This window comes from Aeromonas sp. S5(2024), assembly GCF_041403025.1.
GTDB classification, from domain to species: Bacteria; Pseudomonadota; Gammaproteobacteria; order Enterobacterales; family Aeromonadaceae; genus Aeromonas; species Aeromonas hydrophila.
Window position 1 is genome coordinate 208971 of record NZ_JBGLRI010000001.1, and the last position, 20508, is coordinate 229478.

The following is a 20508-nucleotide window of genomic DNA, read 5'->3' on the forward strand; positions in this document are numbered from 1 at the left end:
CTCAGTTCCTCGGTGTCGGCGAGTGGGTGGGGGTGGCTGAGGCGGGATCCTCGGGTGGCGGCACGGGCAGGATGACCCGGGCCAGACAGCCGTGGGGGCTCAGGTTCTCCAGACTGAACTGGCCGCGATGGCTCTCGACCACCTCCCGGCAGATGGCCAGCCCCAGCCCCATGCCATCCGGCTTGTCACTGTAAAACGCCTGCTGCAGTTCGGTCGCGGGGACCCTCAGGCCGGCGCCGTTGTCGCGGATCTCCAGCAGCAGGCTCTGCGCCTCGAAGGCGATCAGCAGCTCGACCCGGGCAGGCTCCTGTGCCGCTGCTTGCGTAGGGGGGGGGGCAGGGGAGTGAACAGCTGCGCGCGCTCTCTTCGCCGCCCTTTTCGCTACACTCTGCGCCGCACTCTCGGCGCCATTCTTGATGAGGTTGACCAGCAACTGCTCCATCCCAGTGCCGTCCAGAGGGAGCCGGCGCGGCTGGCCCCGCCAGTGCAGGGAGAAGGCGACGTCGAGCGGCGCCAGCATCTGTTCCAGCAGGGGGCGCAACTCCGCCACCAGGGTGGGCAGGTCGCAAGGCTCGACGCGGGGAGGGCGCTTTTGCAGCCTGGCCCTGAGTCGGTTGACGGTCTGGGTGATGCGCTGGACCTGCAGCCCTATCTGCTCCAGGGCCTGACGCAGGGAGGCCTGGGCGGCAGCCTGGGCCGGATCCTGAGCGAGTTTGTCCAGTCGCAACAAGGCCCCCTGGCTGTAGTTGGCGATGGCGCTGAGGGGCTGATTGATCTCGTGGGCCACGTTGGCGCCCAGCTCGCCCAGTTCAGCGAGCCGTCTGGCCTGTGCCAGCTGGCGTCCCTTCTGCTCGAGCTGGTGGCGGGCTTTGAGCAGCCGGCGCTGGCTGCGGTTGAACAGACGTTGCAGCAGCAGGTGGTGGCCCCCCAGCAGCAGTACCAGCGCCAGGGCGCCCCAGCCCCACTGTTGATGCTGGCGCAGCCAGTGCCAGGCCGCTTGCCACCAGGGGCCCTGCAGCGGGTGGCGATCCAGCGCCTTGAGCAGGCGGTCGATGGCGAGCTCGCTGGTGGGCACGGTCCAGCCCGCCGAATCGGCAGCGATGGCCGCCTCGCTATCAGCAGGCAGGTCGAACAGCGCGCGGGTCACCGCCAGCGCCAGCGCGGGGGAGGCCCGCTCTGTCTTGGCGAAGGACCAGTTGGGGTAGAGCCGGGTCGAGCTCTGGCAGCCAAAGCCGGCTGGCGCCTGATCGTCCAGCACCCGAAACGCCTCCCTGGCGACCTTGCCTTCCCGCTCCATGCGCTCGAGCTGACACACCGGCACGATGGCGGCGGCCACCTCCCCTGCGGCCAGCCGCTCGATGAGCCGGTCCAGCGGAAAGCCGGTGAACTGCACGGTGGAGAAGAAGTGCTCCAGCCTGACCCCCTGTTCGCCCGCCTCGAAGCGATAGGCGAGGTAGCCGCCGAAGGCGTTCTCCGAGACGGCGGCGAGCGCTTGCCCTTCGAGGTCATGCCAGTGTCGGTAGGGGGCCTGGGCGGGCACCACCAGCGCCGCGCCGATGGCGAGGTTGTCTCCCCCGGCCGGGCTCTTGAGGGTGGCGAGCCAGGCCAGCGGGTACTGGCGCGCCAGACTCACCGACTGGCCCGGGTTGGTGATGACGAAATCGAGGTGCTCGCGGGCGACGGCCTCGGCCAGTTCATCGAGCCCCAGCGGATGCAGTACGAAGCGATGGCCGGGCACGCGCTGAGCCAGCCAGCGCAGCAGCGGTTGCCACTGGGCTCTGGCCAGGGCCGGGCCGCGGGTCGCCAGCACGCCGATGCGTATCGGCTCGGCCAAGGTCTGCACCGGCGTGGCCTGGGATGGTGCGGATTCCTGTCGGGCCGGCACTGGCGAAGAGGGGGTCGGGGCGGCTTGCACCCGCAGCGGCAGGGCTGACAGGGCGAGCCAGAGCAGCAGGCTGAGCAGGGGCAAGGGAACTGGGGCGTGCAGGGGTCTCTCCTCTCGGTGCAAAGTGGACAGTCTATCACCGGGGCTTGCGCTTGCACGCTAACGGGGCCGGGAGGGGGGGCAAACGCCGCCCCGGTCACAGTTCAGCAGGGCTGGGGCATTTTTTATTGCGCTGGATCAACCCGGCTCCCGGTATGTGGAAAACCACAATAGAGGCGACTTCCTGCGTTGAGGACAATCGGCCCAACCCCTTTCAAGCCAGCTCAGCAGAAGGAAAGACGCCATGGAGCTCAGCAAGCGCCGATTGTTATCCGGGATCGCCGCCCTCACCGCAGGGGCGGCCCTGATCCCCGTCAGCCAGGTTCAGGCGCAGTCTGTTCCCGCTCCCCGCAACGGGCGGGCGGCCATCAGCCGGGGGGACGGGCGCAAGCGTTACGGCATGCTGATCGACCTGCGCCGCTGCGTCGGCTGCCAGGCCTGCACCGTGGCCTGCACCATCGAAAACCAGCCTCCCCTCGGCCAGTTTCGCACCACGGTGAGCCAGTACGAGGTGAGCGACGTGGCCGCCCTCGCGGCTCCCGCCTCCCTCTTGATGTTGCCGAGGCTGTGCAACCACTGCGCCGAGCCCGCCTGCCTCGATGTCTGCCCCACCGGCGCCACCTTCCAGCGCGATGACGGCATCGTCGTGGTCAACAACGACTGGTGCGTCGGCTGCGGTTACTGCGTGCAGGCCTGCCCTTACGATGCCCGCTTCATCAACCACGAGACCAACACCGCCGACAAGTGCACCTTCTGCGCCCATCGGCTGGAGGCGGGGCTCTTGCCCGCCTGCGTCGAGAGCTGTGTCGGCGAGGCGCGCATCATAGGCGATTTGAACGATCCCAAGAGCCGGATAAGCCGCTTGCTGCGCCAACACGAGCCGGCGCTCAAGGTGCTCAAGCCGGAGGCCCATACCCAGCCGCGGGTCTTTTATCTCGGCATGGACGAGGCCTTCGTCAGCAAGGTCGACGGCAATCCGGCCCTGCGCACCCTGCTCACCGACGATGGCAAGGAGATAGCCCATGGTCATTAACGAACTGCTGGCCCCGGCTCAGCCCATCACCTGGCTGCCCTGGGCGGTGCAATATTTCTTCCTCATCGGCCTCGCCTGCGGGGCCCTCTGGCTCGGCGCGTTTGAGCTGTGGCGCAAGGCGCCGGATCCGCGGCTGCAGACCCTGGCGGCGGTGCTGATGGTGGCGGCCGGCCTGGTGGCCCCCATCGCCCTGACCGCGGATCTGCACCAGCCGGCCCGGGCCTGGCACTTCTACGCCCAGACGCGCTTTGGCTCCGTCATGTGGTATGGCGCCTATCTGCTGCCGCTGTTCAGCCTGCTCTCCATGCTGCTCGGCTGGCTGCTGCTAAGGCCCGCCCTGGCGCGGCGCGGCGCAGAAGTGGACAAGATAGCCCACCTTGCCCGGCTGCTCTGCCTGGGAAGCTGGTCGGGGCACGTCTGGCAGCGGCCCCTCTCTTTGCTGGCCGCCCTGAGCGGGCTCAGCATCGCCCTCTACACCGGGCTCGAGACCATGGCGGTGGCGGCGCGCCCGCTCTGGCATACCCCCTGGTTGCCCTGGCTGCTGACCCTGAGCGCCGTGCTGGGGGCCCAGAGTGCCCTGCTGCTGCTCAACCGCTTGCTGGCGGGCTGGCGTGCCCAGACCGAGTCGACCCTGCTGCGCCAGAGCGGCTGGACGTTAGGCCTGCTGGCGCTCTCCCTGCTGGGCTGGGCCCTGTTTGGCGGCGCCTCGGCGGCAGAGGCCGCGGCCCTCTATCGGCTCGACCCGAGCTGGCGGCTGGCGGCCCACTGGCTGTTGCTGACCCTGGTGTTGGCCAGCCTGCTGATGCTGCTCCGGCCCAGGATCTCTGCTCGCCTGTCACTCTGGGGGCTGGCGCTGCTGGGGCTGCACCTGGTGTGGGGCCTGCGCTGGCTGGTGCTGATCCAGGGGCAGCTCGCCCCCAAGTACGGGGCCGGCGTCTACCTCTATGAAATCGCCTGGGGCCCGGCCGGTGTGCTCGGCATTCTCGGCACCTTCGGTCTGCTGCTGGCCCTGCTGGTGGCCCTCTCGGAGCTGGTGTGCCCCTCTGTTTCCCCCGCCATCAAGGCATCCACAACTTTTGCACGCGAGGCACTCTGATGGATCACAGCAAGCGCAAGTTTCTCAAGGGCGCCGCCATCGCCGGCGGTACCGGGCTGTTCGTCGCCGGTTACAGCGACACCCTCAAGCAGGTGGCGACTGGTCTTGCCACCGGCAGCTCGGGCAAGCCGACCCGGGATCCCATCCATGGCAACTCGCTGGCCGTGGAGTACCGGGTCGACGAGCGGGGGGAGCTGCACCCCAACCCGGCCCAGCGGGTTGCCAACACCATGTGCCTCGGCTGCTGGACCCTGTGCGGAGTGCGGGCTCGCATCGACAACGAGCGCGACCAGATAGTGCGGATCCTGGGCAACCCCTATCACCCCCTCTCCGCCCGCCATCACATCGACTTCAAGACCCCGGTCAAGCAGGCGCTGCTCGCTACCAGCGGCTACCAGGAGGGGGGGCTGGACGGGCGCTCCACCGCCTGCGCCCGGGGCAACGCCATGCTGGAGCAGCTCGACAGCCCGCAGCGAGTCACCCGTTGTCTCAAGCGGGTGGGGCCCCGTGGCAGTGGCCGCTGGCAGAGCATCCCCTTTGAGCAGCTGGTGGCCGAGGTGGTGGAGGGGGGCGATCTATTTGGCGAGGGCCAGGTTGAGGGGCTGCGGGCCATTCGCAACCTCGCCGAGCCGCTCGACCCGGCCAACCCGGAATACGGCCCCAGGGCCAACCAGCTGCTGGTGAGCAACGCCTCGGACGAGGGGCGGGATCACTTCATCAAGCGCTTCACCTTCAACAGCTTCGGTACCCGCAACTTCGCCAACCACGGCGCTTATTGCGGCCTGTCGTTCCGGGTCGGGGCCGGCGCCCTGCTGGACGATCTGGAGAAGAACGCCCACCTCAAGCCGGACTGGGACGAGAGCGACTTCCTGCTGTTCATGGGCACTTCGCCCCAGCAATCGGGCAACCCCTTCAAGCGCCAGTCCCGTCAGCTGGCGGCAAACCGGGCGCGACCGGGCAAGCCGTTCTCCTACGTGGTGGTGGCCCCCAGCCTGCCCAACACGGTGAACATGCCGTCCGCCCCCGCCAACCGCTGGTTGCCCATCCGCCCTGCCACCGACTCGGCGCTGGCCATGGCCATGCTGCGCTGGATCATCGACAACCAACGCTACGCCGAGTCTTTCCTGACGGCACCCAATGCCGCTGCTGCCGAGCGAGCCGGCTATCGCGGTTTTTGCAACGCCAGCCACCTGGTGCTCTGCGACGAGTCCCACCCGCGCTTCGGTCAGATGCTGCGGGCCAGCGATCTTGGCTTGCCCTTTGAGGGGGAAGCCTATGGGGAGGGGGACGCCATGCTGGTAGAGGAGGCGAGCAGCGGCGAGCCGAGACCCGCCGACCAGTGTGAGCGGGCCAACCTCTGGGTGGATCGACCCCTTCAGGGCCCTAAGGGGGCGCTGATGGTGAAGAGCAGCTTCCAGCTGCTGGCCGAGGCGTGCCGCGAGCACTCTCTCGAGCAATACAGCGCCGAGTGTGCCGTGCCAGTGAGCGATATCGAGGCGCTGGCGCGGGAATTCACCAGCTACGGTACCCGCGCGGCGGTGGTCTCCCACGGCGGCACCATGAGCGCCAACGGCTTCTACTCAGCCTGGGCCATCATGATGCTCAACGTCATGGTAGGGAACTTGAACGCAAGGGGCGGCGCCGTGGCGAGCGGCGGCAAGTTCGATCCCTTCGGGGCGGGGCCGCGCTACGATCTGGCGAGCTTCCCCGGCATGGTCAAGCCCGCCGGGGTCTTCCTGTCGCGCTCCAAGTTCCCCTACGAGAAGACCTCTGAGTATCGGCGCAAGCGCGAGGCGGGCCAGAACCCCTATCCGGCGCAAGAGCCCTGGTTCCCCATCTCCGGCCCACTGCTCGGCGAACACCTGACTGCGGCGGTGAATGGTTACCCCTACCGGCTCAAGGCCTGGATCAACCACATGGGCAACCCCCTCTACGGTCAGGCCGGGCTCAGCAAGGCCATAGGCGAAGAGCTCAAGGACCCCGCCGTGCTGCCCCTTGTGGTCAGCATCGACAGCTTCATCAACGAGTCGTCGGCGCTGTCGGACTACATAGTGCCGGATACCCTGACCTACGAGTCCTGGGGCTGGGCCACCGCCTGGCACGGGGTGATGACCAAGGTCTCCACCGGCCGCTGGCCTATCGTGGAGCCTAGAGTCGCCAAGACTGCCGAGGGGGATCCGGTCTGCATGGAGTCCTTTTTTATCGCGGTGGCCAAACGGCTGGGGCTGCCGGGCTTTGGCGAGGGGGCGCTCAAAGGGGCGGACGGCAAGCTGCACGGCTTGAACCGGGCGGCGGACTTCTCCCTCTACGGGGCGGCCAACGTCGCCTATCTCGGCGAGCCGGTGCCTGCCATAGAGCCTGAGGATCTCGCCTGGTCCGGGATGGAACGGATCCTGCCGGTGTTGAATGCCACCCTGAGCGCGGAGGAGGCGGGCCGCGCCGCCTACCTCTTCGCCCGTGGCGGGCGCTTCGAGCCGGCGGCCAAGGGGCGCGACGACGCGGGTCAGCCGAGCAAGCGCTGGCCCAAGCCGCTGATGGTATGGAACCCCGAGGTGGGCAGCCGCCGCCACAGCCAGAGCGGCCAGTTCCTGAGCGGCACCCCGAGCTTCTTCCGCCCCCAGCTGGCGGACGGCACGCCGCTCAATGAGGCGTTCAAGCCGGCCCAGTGGCCGCTGCTGCTTACCAGCTACAAGTCCCACACCATGAGCTCCATGAGCATCGGCTCGGATCGCCTGCGCCAGGTGAACCCCAGCAACCGGGTGCGGCTCAATGCGCAGACGGCGGCGCAGCTGGGAATAGAAAGTGGGGACAGGGTGCGGGTCAGCACCCCGGATGGCAGCGTGATCGGGGTGGCCGAGTGCGTGGCCGGGGTACAGGCGGATGCCATCGCCATCGAGCACGGCTTCGGCCACAAGGAGCTGGGGGCGCGGGAGCACTGGATAGACGGCCAGAAAGTGGTTGCCAACCCGCTGCGCGGAGCCGGGGTCAACCTCAACGATCTGGCGGTATTGGATCCCAGCCGCCATGGCCGCTACCCCCTGGTGGACTGGGCCATCGGCTCGTCGGCCCGTCAGGGGCTGCCGGCCCGGGTGGAGAAGCTGGTATGACGATCCAATGAAAACGGGGCCTGCGGGCCCCGTTGCTTAGCTTCTCTGCGTCACTGTCACAGTTTGAAGTCGACCCACACCAGGCGGTGATCCGAACTGACGCCCTTGGCGATGCCGAGCTTGGCGTCATACACCAGGTGGTAGCCAGGTTCGAAGCTGGCCGGCCAGAACACGCCGGAGGCGACCGCGTTCAGGTTGGCGGAGGGCAGCACGTGGTCGAGCTGCAGGCCGCTGCTGCTGGTGATGCGCTCCGGGGTGGGGCGGTTGCTGTTGCGCTTGCACTGATCCGGCTGGCTGGCGAGGCACTCGGGGCCGCCCTGGCTGACCGGGATCAGGGCGCCGTTGGTGACGGCCTGGTTGACCAGCACATGGTTGTGCAGATCCTGAATGGCGGTCAGGTCGCCATCGCCAATCTGGGGATCGGCGTTGAGATCGCCGGCGATGACGAACTTGGCACCCTCGGCCAAGCCACCCGCCTTGCCGGCGTCATCCACCATGTAGCTGGCGGTCTCCACGTAATCCTGCCAGAAGGCGACTTCGGCCCGGTTGTGCTTGACGTTGTGGCGCGCCGCGTTGCCGAAGATGGGCGGAGTCGGGTGGGAGATGAGGAAGTGGATCACCTCCTCCTTGTTGCCGCGCTTGATGCGCACTGGCACGTCGGCGTGGTTCTTGGACGAGAGTGGGAAGGCCTGCCAGGCGGCGTCGTCATACCAGGCATCGCCGCACTGGCGGCCGGCCGGGATCGGCGCCTTGGCATTGTTGCAGTCGTCGATGACCGGGTTCACTTCGCCCGGCATGTCCTTCCACTTGAATTTCTGGAAGGTGCGGATCTGCTTGGTATCGATGGGGTACTGGGACATCACGGCGAAGGCGTACTGGCCGTGGTAGTTGCCAAAGCCCCAGGCGTCATCCGGCCCGTTGTTGACCTTGCCGTCCAGGTTGAGGTCATGGCCGCTCATCAGACCGGTGTTGGTGGCAAAGTTCTGCAGCACCGGGTAGCTGATGGCCTTCACCTCGTCGTGCTGGGCATGGGCCAGGTAGTTGTCGTTGAAGGCTTTGAGGTCCGTAGTGTCGGCGCCCTTGCCGTCATTGTCGAATTCGTTGAGCAGGAACACATCCGGCCGGGTGCGCTGGATGATTTCGGCGATGTTGCGGATCTGCTGCACGTCGAGGGCCTTGGTCTTCTCGGCGCCGCTCAAGGTGCCATCGGCGAGGCGGGCCAGCAGGGCATCCTGCTCGGTGCGGCTCAGGGCCAGTTCACCGGCGAGCATGCCGGCGGCGGTGCGATCGAAGGAGAGGTTGAAGGTAGCGAAGCGAACCATGGGGGTCGGGGTCTCGGAGTCATTTTGGCTGTTACAGCCTGCCATCAATCCGAGGGAAATGGCAGCGGCCAGTAGGGATTTGCTGATATTTTTCATTGTAATATTCCGTAGCATCAATAAGTTATACCTTGCTCATGGGGAGCGAAGGCGTGCCCATTATAGGGATCCCGGCCGGCAGCCGGGCTCTGAATGGGCCAAAGTGTGAGACCATTCACAGAGCAAAAGCGGGGAGGCGAGATGAGTCGGCGACAGACGGCCCTGGTGGTCGAGGGGGGCGCCATGCGCGGCATTTTCGCCGCCGGGGTGCTGGATGCGTTTCTGGCCAAGGGCCGCACGGCGTTTGATCACTGCATCGGGGTATCGGCCGGGGCGGTCAATCTGGCGGCCTTTCTGGCCGGTCAGCAGGGGCGCAACCACAACGTCATCACCGACTACTCCTGCCGTCCCGAGTTCATCAACCTGGCCAAGTTCTTGCGCGGTGGCCACTGGCTCGATCTCGACTGGCTGTGGGCGATCACCATCCGCGAGTGCCGGCTCGATCTGGCGCGCTTTGCCGCCAACCCGGTGCCGCTGACCGTGGTGACCACCCGGGTAGCGGACGGCCAGGCCGCCTACCTCAAGGCCAACGCCGCCGAGCTGGAGCAGCAGATCAAGGCCTCCTGCTCGGTGCCGCTGGTCTACCGGGACTTCGTGCGCATCGACGGGGAGGCCATGACGGATGGCGGGGTGGCCGACTCCATTCCGGTGCGCCACGCCTATGAGCAGGGGGCGCGCGACATCACAGTGGTGCTCTCCCGCCCGCTGGGCTATCGCAAGCGGGCGCCGCGCCTGCCCGCCCTGCATCGTTACCTGCTGCGCAAGACGCCGGCCCTGGCTCGCGCCAGCCTGTCGCGTCATCAAAGCTACAACGATGCCATCGACTTCATCCGCCAGCCGCCGGCCGATTGCCGCATCCGGGTCATAGTGCCGCCGGCGGGTTTTCGGGTCGGCCGAATGACCACCGACCGGGGGCGGCTGGAGCAGGGTTACCAGATGGGCTGGCAGGCGGCCCTCGACTATCTAGGGAGCGCTTAGGCGCTCTTTGCACACCGTTGCGGCCCCGATCGGGGTCGCCACCATGAAAGCGCATGGCGATGGTGCAGCAGATCTGCGACGCGTCATTTCGCCCGCTCATTCCCCTTTTGCGCGGCGGTGGCTGCACTCGGTTGGTCTGCTTAATATGTAGCTGGATAATTATTTGCGATATTTACAGCGAAATGGTCAGGATTGCCGCCATGAAAAAATATCACTATTAAGTTGTGCTAAATAATCCACGAGTCAAATTGTGACCGAATAATAAAGCGGTTGGGGAACTTTTCTGATTGGTGATATTTGATACGCATCAATTTAAATAAAATCTGTTTTTATTCATATGTATAGTTCAACTTAACTTATGCGAAATAGATTATTCGCTGCGGGTTGAATCTGTTTACATCAATGGCGAATTGATAGCCTGACTTCATCTCGGCTACTGTCCCCTCTCGATTCGTTTGGGTAGCAAACGGATACAAAAATAATAACAACAGAGACTGGACGCATTGATAAAGAGTCATCTTTATTGATTTTAATCCTGCCAAAGGAGCCGGAATAATGAGTGGTTTATCTTCCCATCATATTGCCCAAAATATATTTGCCGAGCTGTTGCCTTATCGCCGCCGCTTCCCCGATCCCATTCTGGATCGGCAGCAGGAGGAAGCAGAGGTGGCCGCCATCCAGATCCCCCGTCTGCAGGCCTTCATCGAGCGGGGCGAGACCATCACCTGCGTGCTGCCCGCCTTCCCCACCAAGTCGCCCAATCCGAACAAGGTGCTGGGTACCCTGCCGGACATGGCGGAGCGGCTCTCCCTCAGCTTTCTTAACCACCTCTGCCAGCGTATCCAGCTGCACTACGCGCCCGGCATGCGGATCCTCATCTGCTCGGACGGCCACGTGTTCGGTGACCTCATCCGGGTGGCGGACCCGGCCATCGACGCCTATCAAGCCCACATCGAGCAGCTGATCCTGGAGCTGGGGGCGACCCACCTCGGGGTCTTCCACCTAGGGATGGTGGCGGGCATGGCCGAGTTTTGCGCCAGCCGCGACTTCGACACTCTGCGCGAACAGCTGGTGGAGCGCTATGCCGAGCCGCTGGCACAGATAACGGAAGAGGTAAGAAGCACCGAGGAGGGCATTCGCCTCTATCGCGCCATGACCCGCTTCCTCTATGAAGACAGCCAACTGCCGGACACCCCGCTCTCCAACACGGCGCTGCAGCGGGATGCCAAGGCGCGCACCCATGCGGTGATCCAGCGCAGCCGCGCCTGGGGCAACCTGCTGGCGGAGCGCTTCCCCGAGGCGATCCGTCTCTCCATCCACCCCCAGGCGAGCCACAGCCTGAAGATGGGCATCCACATGCTGCCGACCCGGGATGACTGGCTCACCCCCTGGCACGGGGTGGCGGCCAACCTGGATGGCCAGTTCGTGCTGATGAAGCGGCGCGACGTGCTGGCGATGGAGCATGAGCTGGTCCATATCCACGGCCGTCCGAGCCACTACCTGATCAACGGCAAGCAGGCCGCCGCCTGAGGAGTTTCCCATGACTGCATCCATCGTTACCCTCGGCGGCGAGCGCTGCCGCATCCTGCCACAGGCTCCGTTCGGCCTGCTGATTGAACCGGCCCGCAACGCCCAGCCGGTGCAGAGCCTGGCTATCGAGGCGCTGCGCGAACTGGCCCGCCGCCACGGCGTGCTGATCCTGCGCGGGTTCGAGTCCGGCTTCACCGATCCCGAGCGGCTGACCCGCTACGGCGAGGAGTGGGGCGAGATCATGATGTGGCCGTTCGGCGCCGTGCTGGATGTGAAAGAGCACGAGAACGCCACCGATCACATCTTCGACTCCAGCTATGTGCCGCTGCACTGGGACGGCATGTACAAGCCGACCCTGCCCGAGTTCCAGCTGTTTCACTGCGTGCACGCCCCGGCGGCGGACGAAGGGGGGCGCACCACCTTCATCAATACCCGCCAGCTGCTCACCGAGCTCGACGGCGAGCGGCTGGCCCGCTGGGAGCTGGTGCACATCACTTATCGCATCAAGCAGGTGGTGCACTACGGCGGCCAGGTGCGCTCGCCGCTGCTGGTGCCCCACCCGGTGAGCGGCGAGACGGTGCTGCGCTACAACGAGCCGCCGCGTGAGGGGGTACGTTTTCTCAATCAGCATGCCCTCGAGATTGAAGGGGTGGCACCGGCCGAGCAGGCCGCCTTCCTGCAGGATCTGCACCAGCGGCTCTACGACCCGCGCTACTTCTATGCCCACCAGTGGCAAGAAGGGGACGTGGTGATCGCCGACAACCTCGGCCTGCTGCACGGCCGCGAGGGGTTCACCGCCCGCTCGGCCCGCCACATCCAGCGGGTCCACATCCAGGCCAGCCCGGTCTGTCTCAACCCGGCGCTGGCGCCGCAAGGGGCGGCGTGATGGCGACCATTTTGCTGGCGGCCACCGCCACCCCGGGCCACGTCAATCCCATGCTGGCGGCGGCCCGCCTGCTGGTGGAGGAGGGGCATCGAGTGCTGATGCTGTGTGGCGCCCTGTTCGAGCAGCGCATCTGCGCAGCCGGCGCCGAATTCGTGCCCTTCGCTCCCGAGGTGGACTTTGACTACCGGGCGCTGGAGCGGCATTTTCCCGAGCGGGCCAGCCTGAGCGGTACCGCCCAGATGGCGCTGGCGCTCAAGCGCTTCTTCGCCGCCCCCATGGCGCAGCACGACCGCCACCTGCAGGCGCTGATCGCGGCAGAGGGGGTGGATCTGCTGCTGGTGGAGAATGGCTTCTACGGCGTGCTGCCGCTGTTGCAGCAGGGGCGCGGTCGTCGTCTTCCCATCCTGATGCTGGGGGTGAACCCGGTCTCCTTCTCGAGCCCGGATGCCATCTTCTACGGCCCGCGCATTCCTCCCGAGCTGCGCCGCTCCCTTGGCGAGCTGCCCTGGCTTGATGAGCCGACCCGGCAACTGCAAAGGGAGGTACAGCAGAGCTTCGATGCCGCGCTGGCCGAGGCGGGGGCGCCGCCGCTGACGGCCCCCTTCACCGACGTGATGGTGACGGCCCCCGATGCTTTTTTGCAGCTCTCCTGCGCCGGCTTTGAATACGAGCGGCCGGAGCTGGAGGGGGTGATCCGTTATGTCGGTCCGCTGCTGCCACCCCGGATTGAGCTGACGCCGCCGCCCTGGTGGGAGCTGCTCGATGAGCGGCCGCTGGTCATCGTCAGCCAGGGCACCCTGGCCAACGTGGATCTGGGGCAACTGCTGATCCCGGCCATGCAGGGACTGGCTGGCGACGAGCTGCAACTGCTGCTGACCACCGGCGGGCGGGATCCGGCGCGGCTCGGCGCCGCCGTCCCGGCCAATGCCATCGTCACCGAACACGTGCCGTTCGAGCTGGCGCTGCCCCGCGCCGCCGTGCTGGTGACCAATGGCGGTTATGGCTCGGTACAGGCCGCGCTGGCCCACGGGGTGCCGCTGGTGGTGGCGGGCACTGGGGAGGACAAGGCGGAGGTGGCCACCCGGGTGGCGTGGAGCGGCGCCGGCATCAATCTGCACAGCAACGAGCCGACGGCGGACGCGGTGGCGGCGGCGGTGTGCAAGCTAGTGCACGAGCCGCGCTATCGGGCCAGGGCCCGGCTGCTGGCCGACGAGATGGCTGCGCTCGATGCCCGCGCCGCCATCGCCGGGACGGTAGCGGCCCTGCTCGGCGGGCAAGGGTGATCCCGTGATGAAACAGGGAGGCTCGATGGCCTCCCTGTTGTTCAGCTTGCGCTCAGTTTGTGGCTGCTAGGGTGGCCAGGGTGACAAGAGGCGGCGTCAGCGGCGCCGGATGCGCTTTTTCATGCAAAAAGAGCGATCCCGACGTTGAATTTTTGGCCGACTCAGGAAAGAATGCGCGCTCGGTAATCGACCTCGGACGCAAGGTGACTCGTCACGGGCCAGACCGAGGATGAAATGGCCGTCGGCCAACTTGGTACAGGAAACCACACAGGAATTTTATGAATCCCCTTCGCACTGCCGCTTCGGCTCTTTTATGTACTCTGGCGCTGGTCAGCCAGCAGGCCGCCGCCGTTGAATACCAGCTGCCTGCAGCCAACAGCCGTCTGATCGGTGAGAACCAGGAGTACGTGGTACCCGCGGACAACCGTCCGCTGGAGCAGATCGCCTCCGACTTCCAGTTGGGTCTGACCAACATCATGGAAGCCAACCCGGGTGTCGACCCCTACCTGCCCAAGGCGGGCAGCAAACTGGTCATCCCCCATCAGCTGATCCTGCCCAACGCTCCCCGCGAAGGGATCGTCATCAACGTGGCGGAGATGCGTCTCTACTACTACCCGAAAGGCAAGAACGTGGTGCAGGTGCTGCCCATCGGCATCGGCCAGCTGGGGGTCAACACCCCGGAGAACTGGATCACCAAGGTGGAGCGCAAGCGCGCCAATCCGACCTGGACCCCGACTGAAAACATCCGTCGCCGCTACGCCGCCCAGGGCAAGACCCTGCCGGCAGTCTGGCCGGCCGGTCCGGACAACCCCATGGGTCTGCACGCGCTCTACATCGGCAACCTGTACGCCATTCACGGCACCAACGCCACCTTCGGCATCGGTCTGCGAGTGAGCAGCGGCTGCGTGCGTCTGCGCGCCGACGACATCAAGTACCTGTTCGACAACGTGCCGGTCGGCACTCGCGTCCAGTTCGTCAACCAGCCGGTCAAGACCACGGTCGAGCCGGATGGCGGTCGCTACATGGAAGTGCACGAGCCGCTGTCACGCAACGAGGAGGAGTTCAACTCCACCGCCTCCGTGCCGCTGCCCATGACCCAGGCCACCACCCGCTTTATCGCCCACATGGACAGCGACTCCAATGTGGTCAAGCAGGTGCTGGAACAGCGTACCGGCATGCCGACCCGTCTCAACCCGCAGGTCTGATGACCGGGGAGACTGGCTAATGCACAACGGCGACCATGAGGTCGCCGTTGTTGTTTCTGGCACTGCCACCGGTCATCAGCTGGCGGGAGGCGCATAGAGGGCCAGCCAGTTGCCCTCGGTATCTTCGATGATGACCCGGGAGCCATGGCCGCTGCCGATGCTGTGCAGGGGCTCGAGCACCCGTCCGCCGATCTTGGGCACCAGCTGTTCAGCCTCCTGCAGACGCTCGCCAAGGGCGAGGTAGATGAGGGGGCCCGTGTGCCCCGGCTGGTGGTACTTGTCCATGGGGCCGAGACAGGCCGCCGCGTTGTTGCCATCGTGGCGCAGCATGGCGAAGCGGATCTCCTCCTGTATCGGCGTGACCGGCACGTCGAGCAGGGCCGAGTAGAAGGCCATGGCGCGATCCAGATCCCGTGTCGGAATGTCGGCCCAGACCAGGGTATTGTCCATCTTGGTGATCTCCAGCATGTTCCGGCCGATGCGACCGGCGGCTCTGTTCCTTGCTGACGGCCTCTCGCGGCAGCTCGCAGGCAGCTTCCTAGAGGTTAGGAGCAGCCCATGAGGGGCGCCAGAGCTAAAAAAGCGGCGCCTGATGGCGCCGCTTTCGGGTGGGGAACTGGAGGTTTTTTCCCTCGATATACAGTTACTTGCCTGCGATGCTCAGACCGCCGAAACGAATAAGAGGCGCATAGAAGCTCTTGCCATCGTCGTGGTGCAGCACGTTGGCGACCGCTTCCAGCTCACCCAGCAGGCGATAGAAGTTGCCCGCCACCGTGATGCCGCGCACCGGTGCCACCCGCACGCCGTCCCGGCACAGGAAGCCGGAGGCGCCGAACGAGAAGTCGCCGCTCACCGCATCGGCGCCGGAGTGCAGGCCGTCCAGCTTGACCAGCTCCAGATACTCGCCGCCTTGCGCCTCGGCCTCGCTGTGGGGGCCGAGCCCGAACACCAGGTGGCGCGGGCTGACATCCAGTGCACTGCGGGCGCTGCGCGCCGCCGAACCGTTGCTGGCCAGGCCAAAGTGGTGGGCGGTGGCGCTGTTGTGCAGCAGGGTTTTGAGCTCCCCTTCGCCGATCAGCAGCAGATCCCGGGTGGGGGCACCCTCGCCATCGAAGGCCTTGATGTGCATGCCGCCCGGCATATAGGCCCGGCTCTCCAGGGTGAGCCAGCGGGAGGCCACCGACTGGCCCAGCTTGTCGCGCCAGGGGTTGATCCCCTGCTGGGCCCACTTGCCCGACAGCGCGGCCTGGAAGCAGCCGAACAGGCTGGCCAGGGCATTGGTGTCGAAGATGGCGCTGTAGTGGCCGCTCGGCACCGCGTCCCCCGCCAGCAGGCCGTCGGCCACGGCGTGGATCTGGCGGATGAGGGTCTGGCTGTCCAGCGCATCGAAGCGGCGCTCATACTGCCCCTGAGAGAACATGGACTGACGGCCGTCGCGCTCGATGAGGGCGGAGCTGTAGCAGCCGACGCTGAACGCCTGATGCTGGCAGAGGCTGCCCTGGCTGTTGGCGAGCCACAGCCGGCCCTCTCCCTCGAAGAAGCTGTTGTAGGGGGCGCCGGTCACGTCCGGCAGCGCCAGCATGTCCGACTCGAGCCGCAGGGCCAGGGCAATCTTCTCCTCCACGGGGGTGGTGTCGGGCTGATTGATCTCGGCGCAGTCGGTGGCGAGCCGGCTCTGCTGCACGGCGATGGTCTGATCCGGGTCCACCTTGGCGAAGCGGCTGGCATCCAGCGCATCCTGCAGCATGGCGGCCAGCGCCGACTGGTCGAGGGACTCCGAATAGGCGATGCCGACCCGGCCCTCTTTTATCAGCCGAATGCCGATCTGCTGGCTGCTGGTGACCTTGTATTCGCTGAGCTCGCCCTTGTCGGCCTTGAGGGAGAAGGCCTTGTCCTGGTTGGCGATGATGTCGGCTTCGGCACCGAGATCGGCGACCTGGTCCAGCAGGCGGGCAAGCAGTTGGTTCATATCGAGTTGGCTCATCAGGCGTTCCCCCCCACCAGAATGTTGTCAACCTTGAGCGGTGGCTGGCCGACCGAGGCGGGAATGGAGCCTGAGACCGAGCCGCACATGCCGGCGGAGAGGGCCAGATCGCGCCCCACCATGGAGATCTCCTTCAATACCTGCGGGCCGGTGCCGATCAGGGTGGCCGACTTGAGCGGCCGGGTGATCTTGCCCCCCTCGATGAGGTAGGCCTCCTGCACGTTGAAGTTGAACTCGCCGGTGCCGGGCTGCACCGAGCCGCCCCCCATCCGTTTGGCATAGATGCCGTGTTCCACGGTCGCCAGCATCTCGTCCAGGCTGTGATGGCCCGGCTCGATGTAGGTGTTGCGCATGCGCGAGGCCGGCGCGAACTTGTAGGATTCGCGGCGCCCGGAACCGGTACGGGCGTAGCCGGTGCGCAGCGCCCCCATCCGGTCCACCAGGAAGCCGGTCAGCACGCCATCCTTGATGAGCTGGGTGTGCTGGGTCGCCATCCCCTCGTCATCGACGTTGATGGAACCCCAGGCGTTGCCCTGCAGCCCCTCGTCCACCGCGCTGACCGCCGGATTGGCGATGAGCTGGCCCATCTTGTCGTGGAACACCGAGGCCTTCTTGGCCACCGAAGTGGTCTCCAGCAGGTGGCCGCACGCCTCGTGGAAGATGACGCCGCCAAAGCCGCTCTCCATGATGACCGGCAGCTTGCCGCTCGGGCAGGGGGCTGCGCCCAGTTTCACCAGCGCCTGGCGGGTGGCGGTGAGGGCCAGCTCGCGGGGATCGACACTGGAGGCGTGTTCCCAGCCCATCATGGCGCCGGGGGCTTCGTAACCCACGCTCTGTTCGCTGCCAAGGGCGGCGATGGTCTGGGCCATGATGCGGTTGTAGTGGCGGCGATCGCTCACCTGCACCCCTTCGCTGTTGAAGATCTCCACCTCCTGCTCCCAGCCCAGCACGTTGCCGGCAAACTGGCTCACCTTGGTGCTCTCGGCGCGGGCCGCGGCATCCATGGCGTGCAGGTAGGCAATCTTCTGTTCCAGCAGCTTGTCGGCTGACAGCGGCAAGGCCACCGGGTTGCGATCGCTCAGGCGACTGAAGTCGAAGGCGGTGGCGGTGACCACGGGGTCACGCCGGTCCTTGGCCGCCAGCAGGCTGACGATGCGCAAGAGCTCATCGCGGCTGGCCAGGTTGGTGTAGCCATAGAGCACCTTGTGGCCGTAGCACAGGCGCACGCCGATGCCGAAATCGAGGCCGCCGCTGATGTTTTCTATCTGGCTGGAGAGCAGGCTGAGCTGGCTGCGGCGCTTGCGCTCCACAAACAGCTCGGCGAAGTCGGCACCCAGCGCCAGCGCGTGATCGAGCACGTCGCGGGCGATGGCGGGGGCCAACAGGGAGAATGGGGTCATAGAATTTCCTTATTCTGGTCTGTCCGTTTGCTTCCGATACCCGGCTGTGATTGTTATGGGGTACCGTTTCCATTGTTGCAGACCAGCACAAAAAAGTCGCTATAGCGTCATGCGATGATACCGATTGAGAAAATCGGTGCGATTTATGCGCCCGGTGGCCCGAAACCCGGCCGCCGGTAGTCAGGGAAGCGTCGCAGCTGACGTTTGTTCAAGGGGGTCTTTCACCAGGCCTTCTTCGTCATGCCGTGCGGGGAGAGGGCGATGGCTGGGGGCCATCGCCACTGGTGTCAGGCAACCCTGCGTTAGAGCAGCTCGTGAATTTCCCCCAGGATCTGGTCGACCCACTGCTCGATGCGGGATTCCGTCTGGTCGTACTGGTTGGCGTCGTCGAGCGCCAGGCCGACGAAGTGACGACCATCGTCGATCAGCGCCTTGGAGGCATCGAACTCGTACCCCTCGTTGGGCCAGTAGCCCACCAGCTTGACTCCCTTGGGGACCAGCTGATCGTGCAGCAGGCCGAGGGCATCCTGATACCATTCGCCGTAACCCAGCTGATCGCCCATGCCGAACAGGGCGATGATGCGGCCTTCCAGCTCGACATCCTGAATGTCTTCCCAGCGGGATTCCCAGTCTTCCTGCAGCTCGCCAAAGTCCCAGGTGGAGATGCCCAGGATCAGGATGTCGTACTCCTGCATGAGGGTGAGGGGCACATCCTTGATGTTGTGGAGATCAACCAGCTCGGGGCCAATGAGGGCGCGGATCTTCTCGGCGGCCATCTCGGTGTAGCAGGTGGTAGAGCCGTAAAACAAACCTATCTTCATCGCTCTTCTCTTGATCGCAGTCGGCAATGGGGGCGGGCAACCGCAGGGTGGCGCCCGGGGGAGGGCGTCAGTCTAGCAGATTGCCCGGCGCGCTTCACCGCCTGGCGGGCGATGGACAACGGCAACTTGCGGCCGCGGTGGGTCGGCACGTTACAATGGGCCATGTTTCCCCTGAGCGCGGCGCACCATGAGCAAGTCTGAATCCCATCCCCTGATCGAGCCGTTTCTGGACGCCCTCTGGCTGGAGCGGGGCCTCTCCGACAACACGGTCAGCTCCTATCGCACCGATCTGGAAAAGTTCTCCCTCTGGCTCGACGAACAGGGTGGCTCCCTGCTGCTGGCGGGGCTGGACGACATCCAGCACTATCTCGCCTGGCGGGTGGACCAGCAGTTTGCGGCCAGCAGCACGGCCCGCTTCCTGTCGGCCCTGCGCCGTTTCTACCAGTATCTCAACCGGGAGAAGCTGCGCAGCGACGACCCCACCGTGCTGCTGGAGGGGCCCAAACTGCCCAAGAAGTTGCCATCGGATCTCAGCGAAGCCGAGGTGGAGGCGCTGCTGCAAGCACCGCTGGTGGACGAGCCGCTGGAGCTGCGGGACAAGGCGATGCTCGAGCTGCTCTACGCCACCGGGCTGCGGGTCTCCGAATTGGTGGGGCTGACCGCCGAGCATGTCAGCCTGCGCCAAGGGCTGGTGCGGGTGGTCGGCAAGGGCAACAAGGAGCGGCTGGTGCCCATGGGGGAGGAGGCGGTGCACTGGCTGGAGCGCTACTACCGGGAGGCGCGTACCCTGCTGCTCGGCGGCACCAGCTCGGACGTGGTGTTCCCCTCCAAGCAGGCACGCATGATGACCCGTCAGACCTTCTGGCACCGCATCAAGCTCTATGCCCAGCGCGCCGGCATCCAGGGCGAGCTCTCCCCCCACACCCTGCGCCACGCCTTCGCCACCCATCTGCTCAACCACGGCGCCGATCTGCGGGTGGTACAGATGCTGCTGGGCCACGCGGATCTCTCCACCACCCAGATCTACACCCACGTGGCCAACGAGCGGCTCAAGGCGCTGCACGGCCAGCACCATCCGCGCGCCTGACCGGCAACAAAAAACCGCCAGAAGGCGGTTTTTTTTGAATACACGACAGGAGCTGGCGCTTATTTTCCCTGTTGGGATTTGAGCAGATCGCGGATCTCGGTCAGCAGTTCCTGATCTTTGGTCGGGCCAGCCGGGGCCGCGGCCTCTTCCTGCTTGCGCTTGAGGGTGTTGATGGCCTTCAGCCCCATGAAGATGGCGAAGGAGATGATCAGAAAGTCGATGATGGTCTGGATGAACTTGCCGTAGGCGATGACCACGGCCGGGGTGCTCCCCTCGGCGGCCTTCAGGGTCACGGCGAGGTCGCTGAAGTCCACGCCCCCCAGGATCAGGCCGATGGGCGGCATGATCACGTCTCCAACGAAGGAGGAGACTATCTTGCCGAAGGCGGCACCAATGATGATACCGACCGCCATGTCGATCACGTTGCCTCTGGACGCAAAGGCCTTGAACTCTTGAATCAGACTCATTTTCCCCTCCAAAAATGGGCAAGGTACGGCCAGTGCCGCACCGGTATTTGAATAATAAAGCTTCAGGAAAACAGAGGATGACCGTCGTGTTTCCTGTCGTCCCGGTTAGCTTGCTGGGCCTTTGCCCGATTGGCAACCTGTCAGATCGGGATTTTTTGCGGCCCCGCTTATTAATCAATCGATAATTAAGCGGTTGAGGAGAGAATATTCACTGAGTTACCTTGTGAGT

16 protein-coding genes are annotated in these 20508 nt (G+C 65.5%); 9 read left to right on the plus strand and 7 right to left on the minus strand.

The genetic code is table 11. The annotated features are described in order from the left end of the window. Position 1: 1 nt before the first annotated feature. The gene (locus ACB032_RS00990; RefSeq protein WP_371137148.1) at positions 2 to 1969 is read right to left on the minus strand and encodes a PhnD/SsuA/transferrin family substrate-binding protein; all 1968 of its coding nucleotides are present in this window, start codon (positions 1967 to 1969) and stop codon (positions 2 to 4) included. A gap of 259 nt (positions 1970 to 2228) precedes the next feature. Between ACB032_RS00990 and dsrO the strand changes: the two genes are divergently transcribed. The 3 genes from dsrO to ACB032_RS01005 are packed head-to-tail and all read left to right on the plus strand — an operon-like array spanning position 2229 to position 7220. After that, complete coding sequence (dsrO, locus tag ACB032_RS00995) at positions 2229 to 3017, plus strand: sulfate reduction electron transfer complex DsrMKJOP subunit DsrO (RefSeq protein WP_371137149.1); 789 nt, start codon at positions 2229 to 2231, stop codon at positions 3015 to 3017. Beyond that, on the plus strand, positions 3007 to 4113 hold the full coding sequence (gene nrfD, locus ACB032_RS01000; RefSeq protein ID WP_371137150.1) for an NrfD/PsrC family molybdoenzyme membrane anchor subunit: 1107 nt from the start codon (positions 3007 to 3009) through the stop codon (positions 4111 to 4113). The genes dsrO and nrfD overlap by 11 nt, the downstream gene beginning before the upstream one ends. Continuing rightward, positions 4113 to 7220: a tetrathionate reductase subunit A gene (locus ACB032_RS01005; RefSeq protein WP_371137151.1), complete on the plus strand. Its 3108-nt coding sequence runs from the start codon at positions 4113 to 4115 to the stop codon at positions 7218 to 7220. Before nrfD ends, ACB032_RS01005 begins: the two co-directional genes overlap by 1 nt. A 56-nt stretch (positions 7221 to 7276) precedes the next feature. Here the strand turns inward: ACB032_RS01005 and ACB032_RS01010 are convergent, their stop codons facing one another. Next, entirely contained in the window at positions 7277 to 8638 is a 1362-nt protein-coding gene (locus tag ACB032_RS01010) for an endonuclease/exonuclease/phosphatase family protein (protein WP_162518041.1), read from the minus strand. Positions 8639 to 8779: 141 nt separating this feature from the next. Between ACB032_RS01010 and ACB032_RS01015 the strand changes: the two genes are divergently transcribed. The 5 genes from ACB032_RS01015 (at position 8780) to ACB032_RS01035 (ending at position 14520) form a co-directional block, all read left to right on the plus strand. Next, positions 8780 to 9616 (plus strand): patatin family protein, encoded by an 837-nt coding sequence (locus tag ACB032_RS01015; protein WP_139749938.1) that lies wholly within the window; start codon positions 8780 to 8782, stop codon positions 9614 to 9616. A 555-nt stretch (positions 9617 to 10171) separates the two neighbouring features. Then, complete coding sequence (locus ACB032_RS01020) at positions 10172 to 11146, plus strand: L-tyrosine/L-tryptophan isonitrile synthase family protein (protein WP_011707054.1); 975 nt, start codon at positions 10172 to 10174, stop codon at positions 11144 to 11146. Between the two features lie 10 nt (positions 11147 to 11156). Then, positions 11157 to 12032, plus strand: coding sequence for a TauD/TfdA dioxygenase family protein (locus ACB032_RS01025; protein ID WP_371137152.1), 876 nt, complete (start codon positions 11157 to 11159; stop codon positions 12030 to 12032). Then, on the plus strand, positions 12032 to 13315 hold the full coding sequence (locus tag ACB032_RS01030) for a nucleotide disphospho-sugar-binding domain-containing protein (RefSeq protein WP_371137153.1): 1284 nt from the start codon (positions 12032 to 12034) through the stop codon (positions 13313 to 13315). Before ACB032_RS01025 ends, ACB032_RS01030 begins: the two co-directional genes overlap by 1 nt. Before the next feature lie 278 nt (positions 13316 to 13593). After that, positions 13594 to 14520 (plus strand): L,D-transpeptidase family protein, encoded by a 927-nt coding sequence (locus tag ACB032_RS01035; protein WP_011707051.1) that lies wholly within the window; start codon positions 13594 to 13596, stop codon positions 14518 to 14520. Between the two features lie 75 nt (positions 14521 to 14595). Here ACB032_RS01035 and ACB032_RS01040 read toward each other — a convergent pair whose 3' ends face one another. From ACB032_RS01040 to fldB, 4 genes are all read right to left on the minus strand, one after another. Continuing rightward, the gene (locus tag ACB032_RS01040) at positions 14596 to 14988 is read right to left on the minus strand and encodes a VOC family protein (RefSeq protein WP_171281107.1); all 393 of its coding nucleotides are present in this window, start codon (positions 14986 to 14988) and stop codon (positions 14596 to 14598) included. A 175-nt stretch (positions 14989 to 15163) separates the two neighbouring features. Beyond that, entirely contained in the window at positions 15164 to 16504 is a 1341-nt protein-coding gene (locus tag ACB032_RS01045; RefSeq protein WP_171281106.1) for a TldD/PmbA family protein, read from the minus strand. Next, the gene (locus ACB032_RS01050; RefSeq protein WP_371137154.1) at positions 16504 to 17904 is read right to left on the minus strand and encodes a TldD/PmbA family protein; all 1401 of its coding nucleotides are present in this window, start codon (positions 17902 to 17904) and stop codon (positions 16504 to 16506) included. The genes ACB032_RS01045 and ACB032_RS01050 overlap by 1 nt, the downstream gene beginning before the upstream one ends. A 302-nt stretch (positions 17905 to 18206) precedes the next feature. Then, positions 18207 to 18725 carry a flavodoxin FldB gene (gene fldB, locus ACB032_RS01055; RefSeq protein ID WP_016351694.1) on the minus strand — a complete coding sequence of 173 codons (519 nt, stop codon included), beginning with the start codon at positions 18723 to 18725 and terminating at the stop codon, positions 18207 to 18209. 187 nt (positions 18726 to 18912) lie between these two features. On the opposite strand from fldB, the gene xerD reads away from it, so the two are divergent. Further along, on the plus strand, positions 18913 to 19812 hold the full coding sequence (xerD, locus tag ACB032_RS01060) for a site-specific tyrosine recombinase XerD (protein ID WP_039215876.1): 900 nt from the start codon (positions 18913 to 18915) through the stop codon (positions 19810 to 19812). 59 nt (positions 19813 to 19871) lie between these two features. Here the strand turns inward: xerD and mscL are convergent, their stop codons facing one another. Beyond that, positions 19872 to 20279, minus strand: a complete 408-nt coding sequence (gene mscL / locus ACB032_RS01065) for a large-conductance mechanosensitive channel protein MscL (RefSeq protein ID WP_016351692.1) — start codon at positions 20277 to 20279, stop codon at positions 19872 to 19874. Positions 20280 to 20508: the final 229 nt, after the last annotated feature.

Bases quoted from the DNA above. Each gene is read 5' to 3' on its own strand.
- ACB032_RS01030 (WP_371137153.1), top strand. From the start codon at position 12,032: ATGGCGACCATTTTGCTGGCGGCCACCGCCACCCCGGGCCACGTCAAT.
- ACB032_RS01040 (WP_171281107.1), bottom strand. From the start codon at position 14,988: ATGCTGGAGATCACCAAGATGGACAATACCCTGGTCTGGGCCGACATT.
- fldB (WP_016351694.1), bottom strand. From the start codon at position 18,725: ATGAAGATAGGTTTGTTTTACGGCTCTACCACCTGCTACACCGAGATG.
- nrfD (WP_371137150.1), top strand. From the start codon at position 3,007: ATGGTCATTAACGAACTGCTGGCCCCGGCTCAGCCCATCACCTGGCTG.
- ACB032_RS01035 (WP_011707051.1), top strand. From the start codon at position 13,594: ATGAATCCCCTTCGCACTGCCGCTTCGGCTCTTTTATGTACTCTGGCG.
- ACB032_RS01010 (WP_162518041.1), bottom strand. From the start codon at position 8,638: ATGAAAAATATCAGCAAATCCCTACTGGCCGCTGCCATTTCCCTCGGA.
- mscL (WP_016351692.1), bottom strand. From the start codon at position 20,279: ATGAGTCTGATTCAAGAGTTCAAGGCCTTTGCGTCCAGAGGCAACGTG.
- ACB032_RS01005 (WP_371137151.1), top strand. From the start codon at position 4,113: ATGGATCACAGCAAGCGCAAGTTTCTCAAGGGCGCCGCCATCGCCGGC.
- ACB032_RS01045 (WP_171281106.1), bottom strand. From the start codon at position 16,504: ATGAGCCAACTCGATATGAACCAACTGCTTGCCCGCCTGCTGGACCAG.
- ACB032_RS01025 (WP_371137152.1), top strand. From the start codon at position 11,157: ATGACTGCATCCATCGTTACCCTCGGCGGCGAGCGCTGCCGCATCCTG.
- ACB032_RS01020 (WP_011707054.1), top strand. From the start codon at position 10,172: ATGAGTGGTTTATCTTCCCATCATATTGCCCAAAATATATTTGCCGAG.
- xerD (WP_039215876.1), top strand. From the start codon at position 18,913: ATGAGCAAGTCTGAATCCCATCCCCTGATCGAGCCGTTTCTGGACGCC.
- ACB032_RS01050 (WP_371137154.1), bottom strand. From the start codon at position 17,904: ATGACCCCATTCTCCCTGTTGGCCCCCGCCATCGCCCGCGACGTGCTC.
- ACB032_RS01015 (WP_139749938.1), top strand. From the start codon at position 8,780: ATGAGTCGGCGACAGACGGCCCTGGTGGTCGAGGGGGGCGCCATGCGC.
- dsrO (WP_371137149.1), top strand. From the start codon at position 2,229: ATGGAGCTCAGCAAGCGCCGATTGTTATCCGGGATCGCCGCCCTCACC.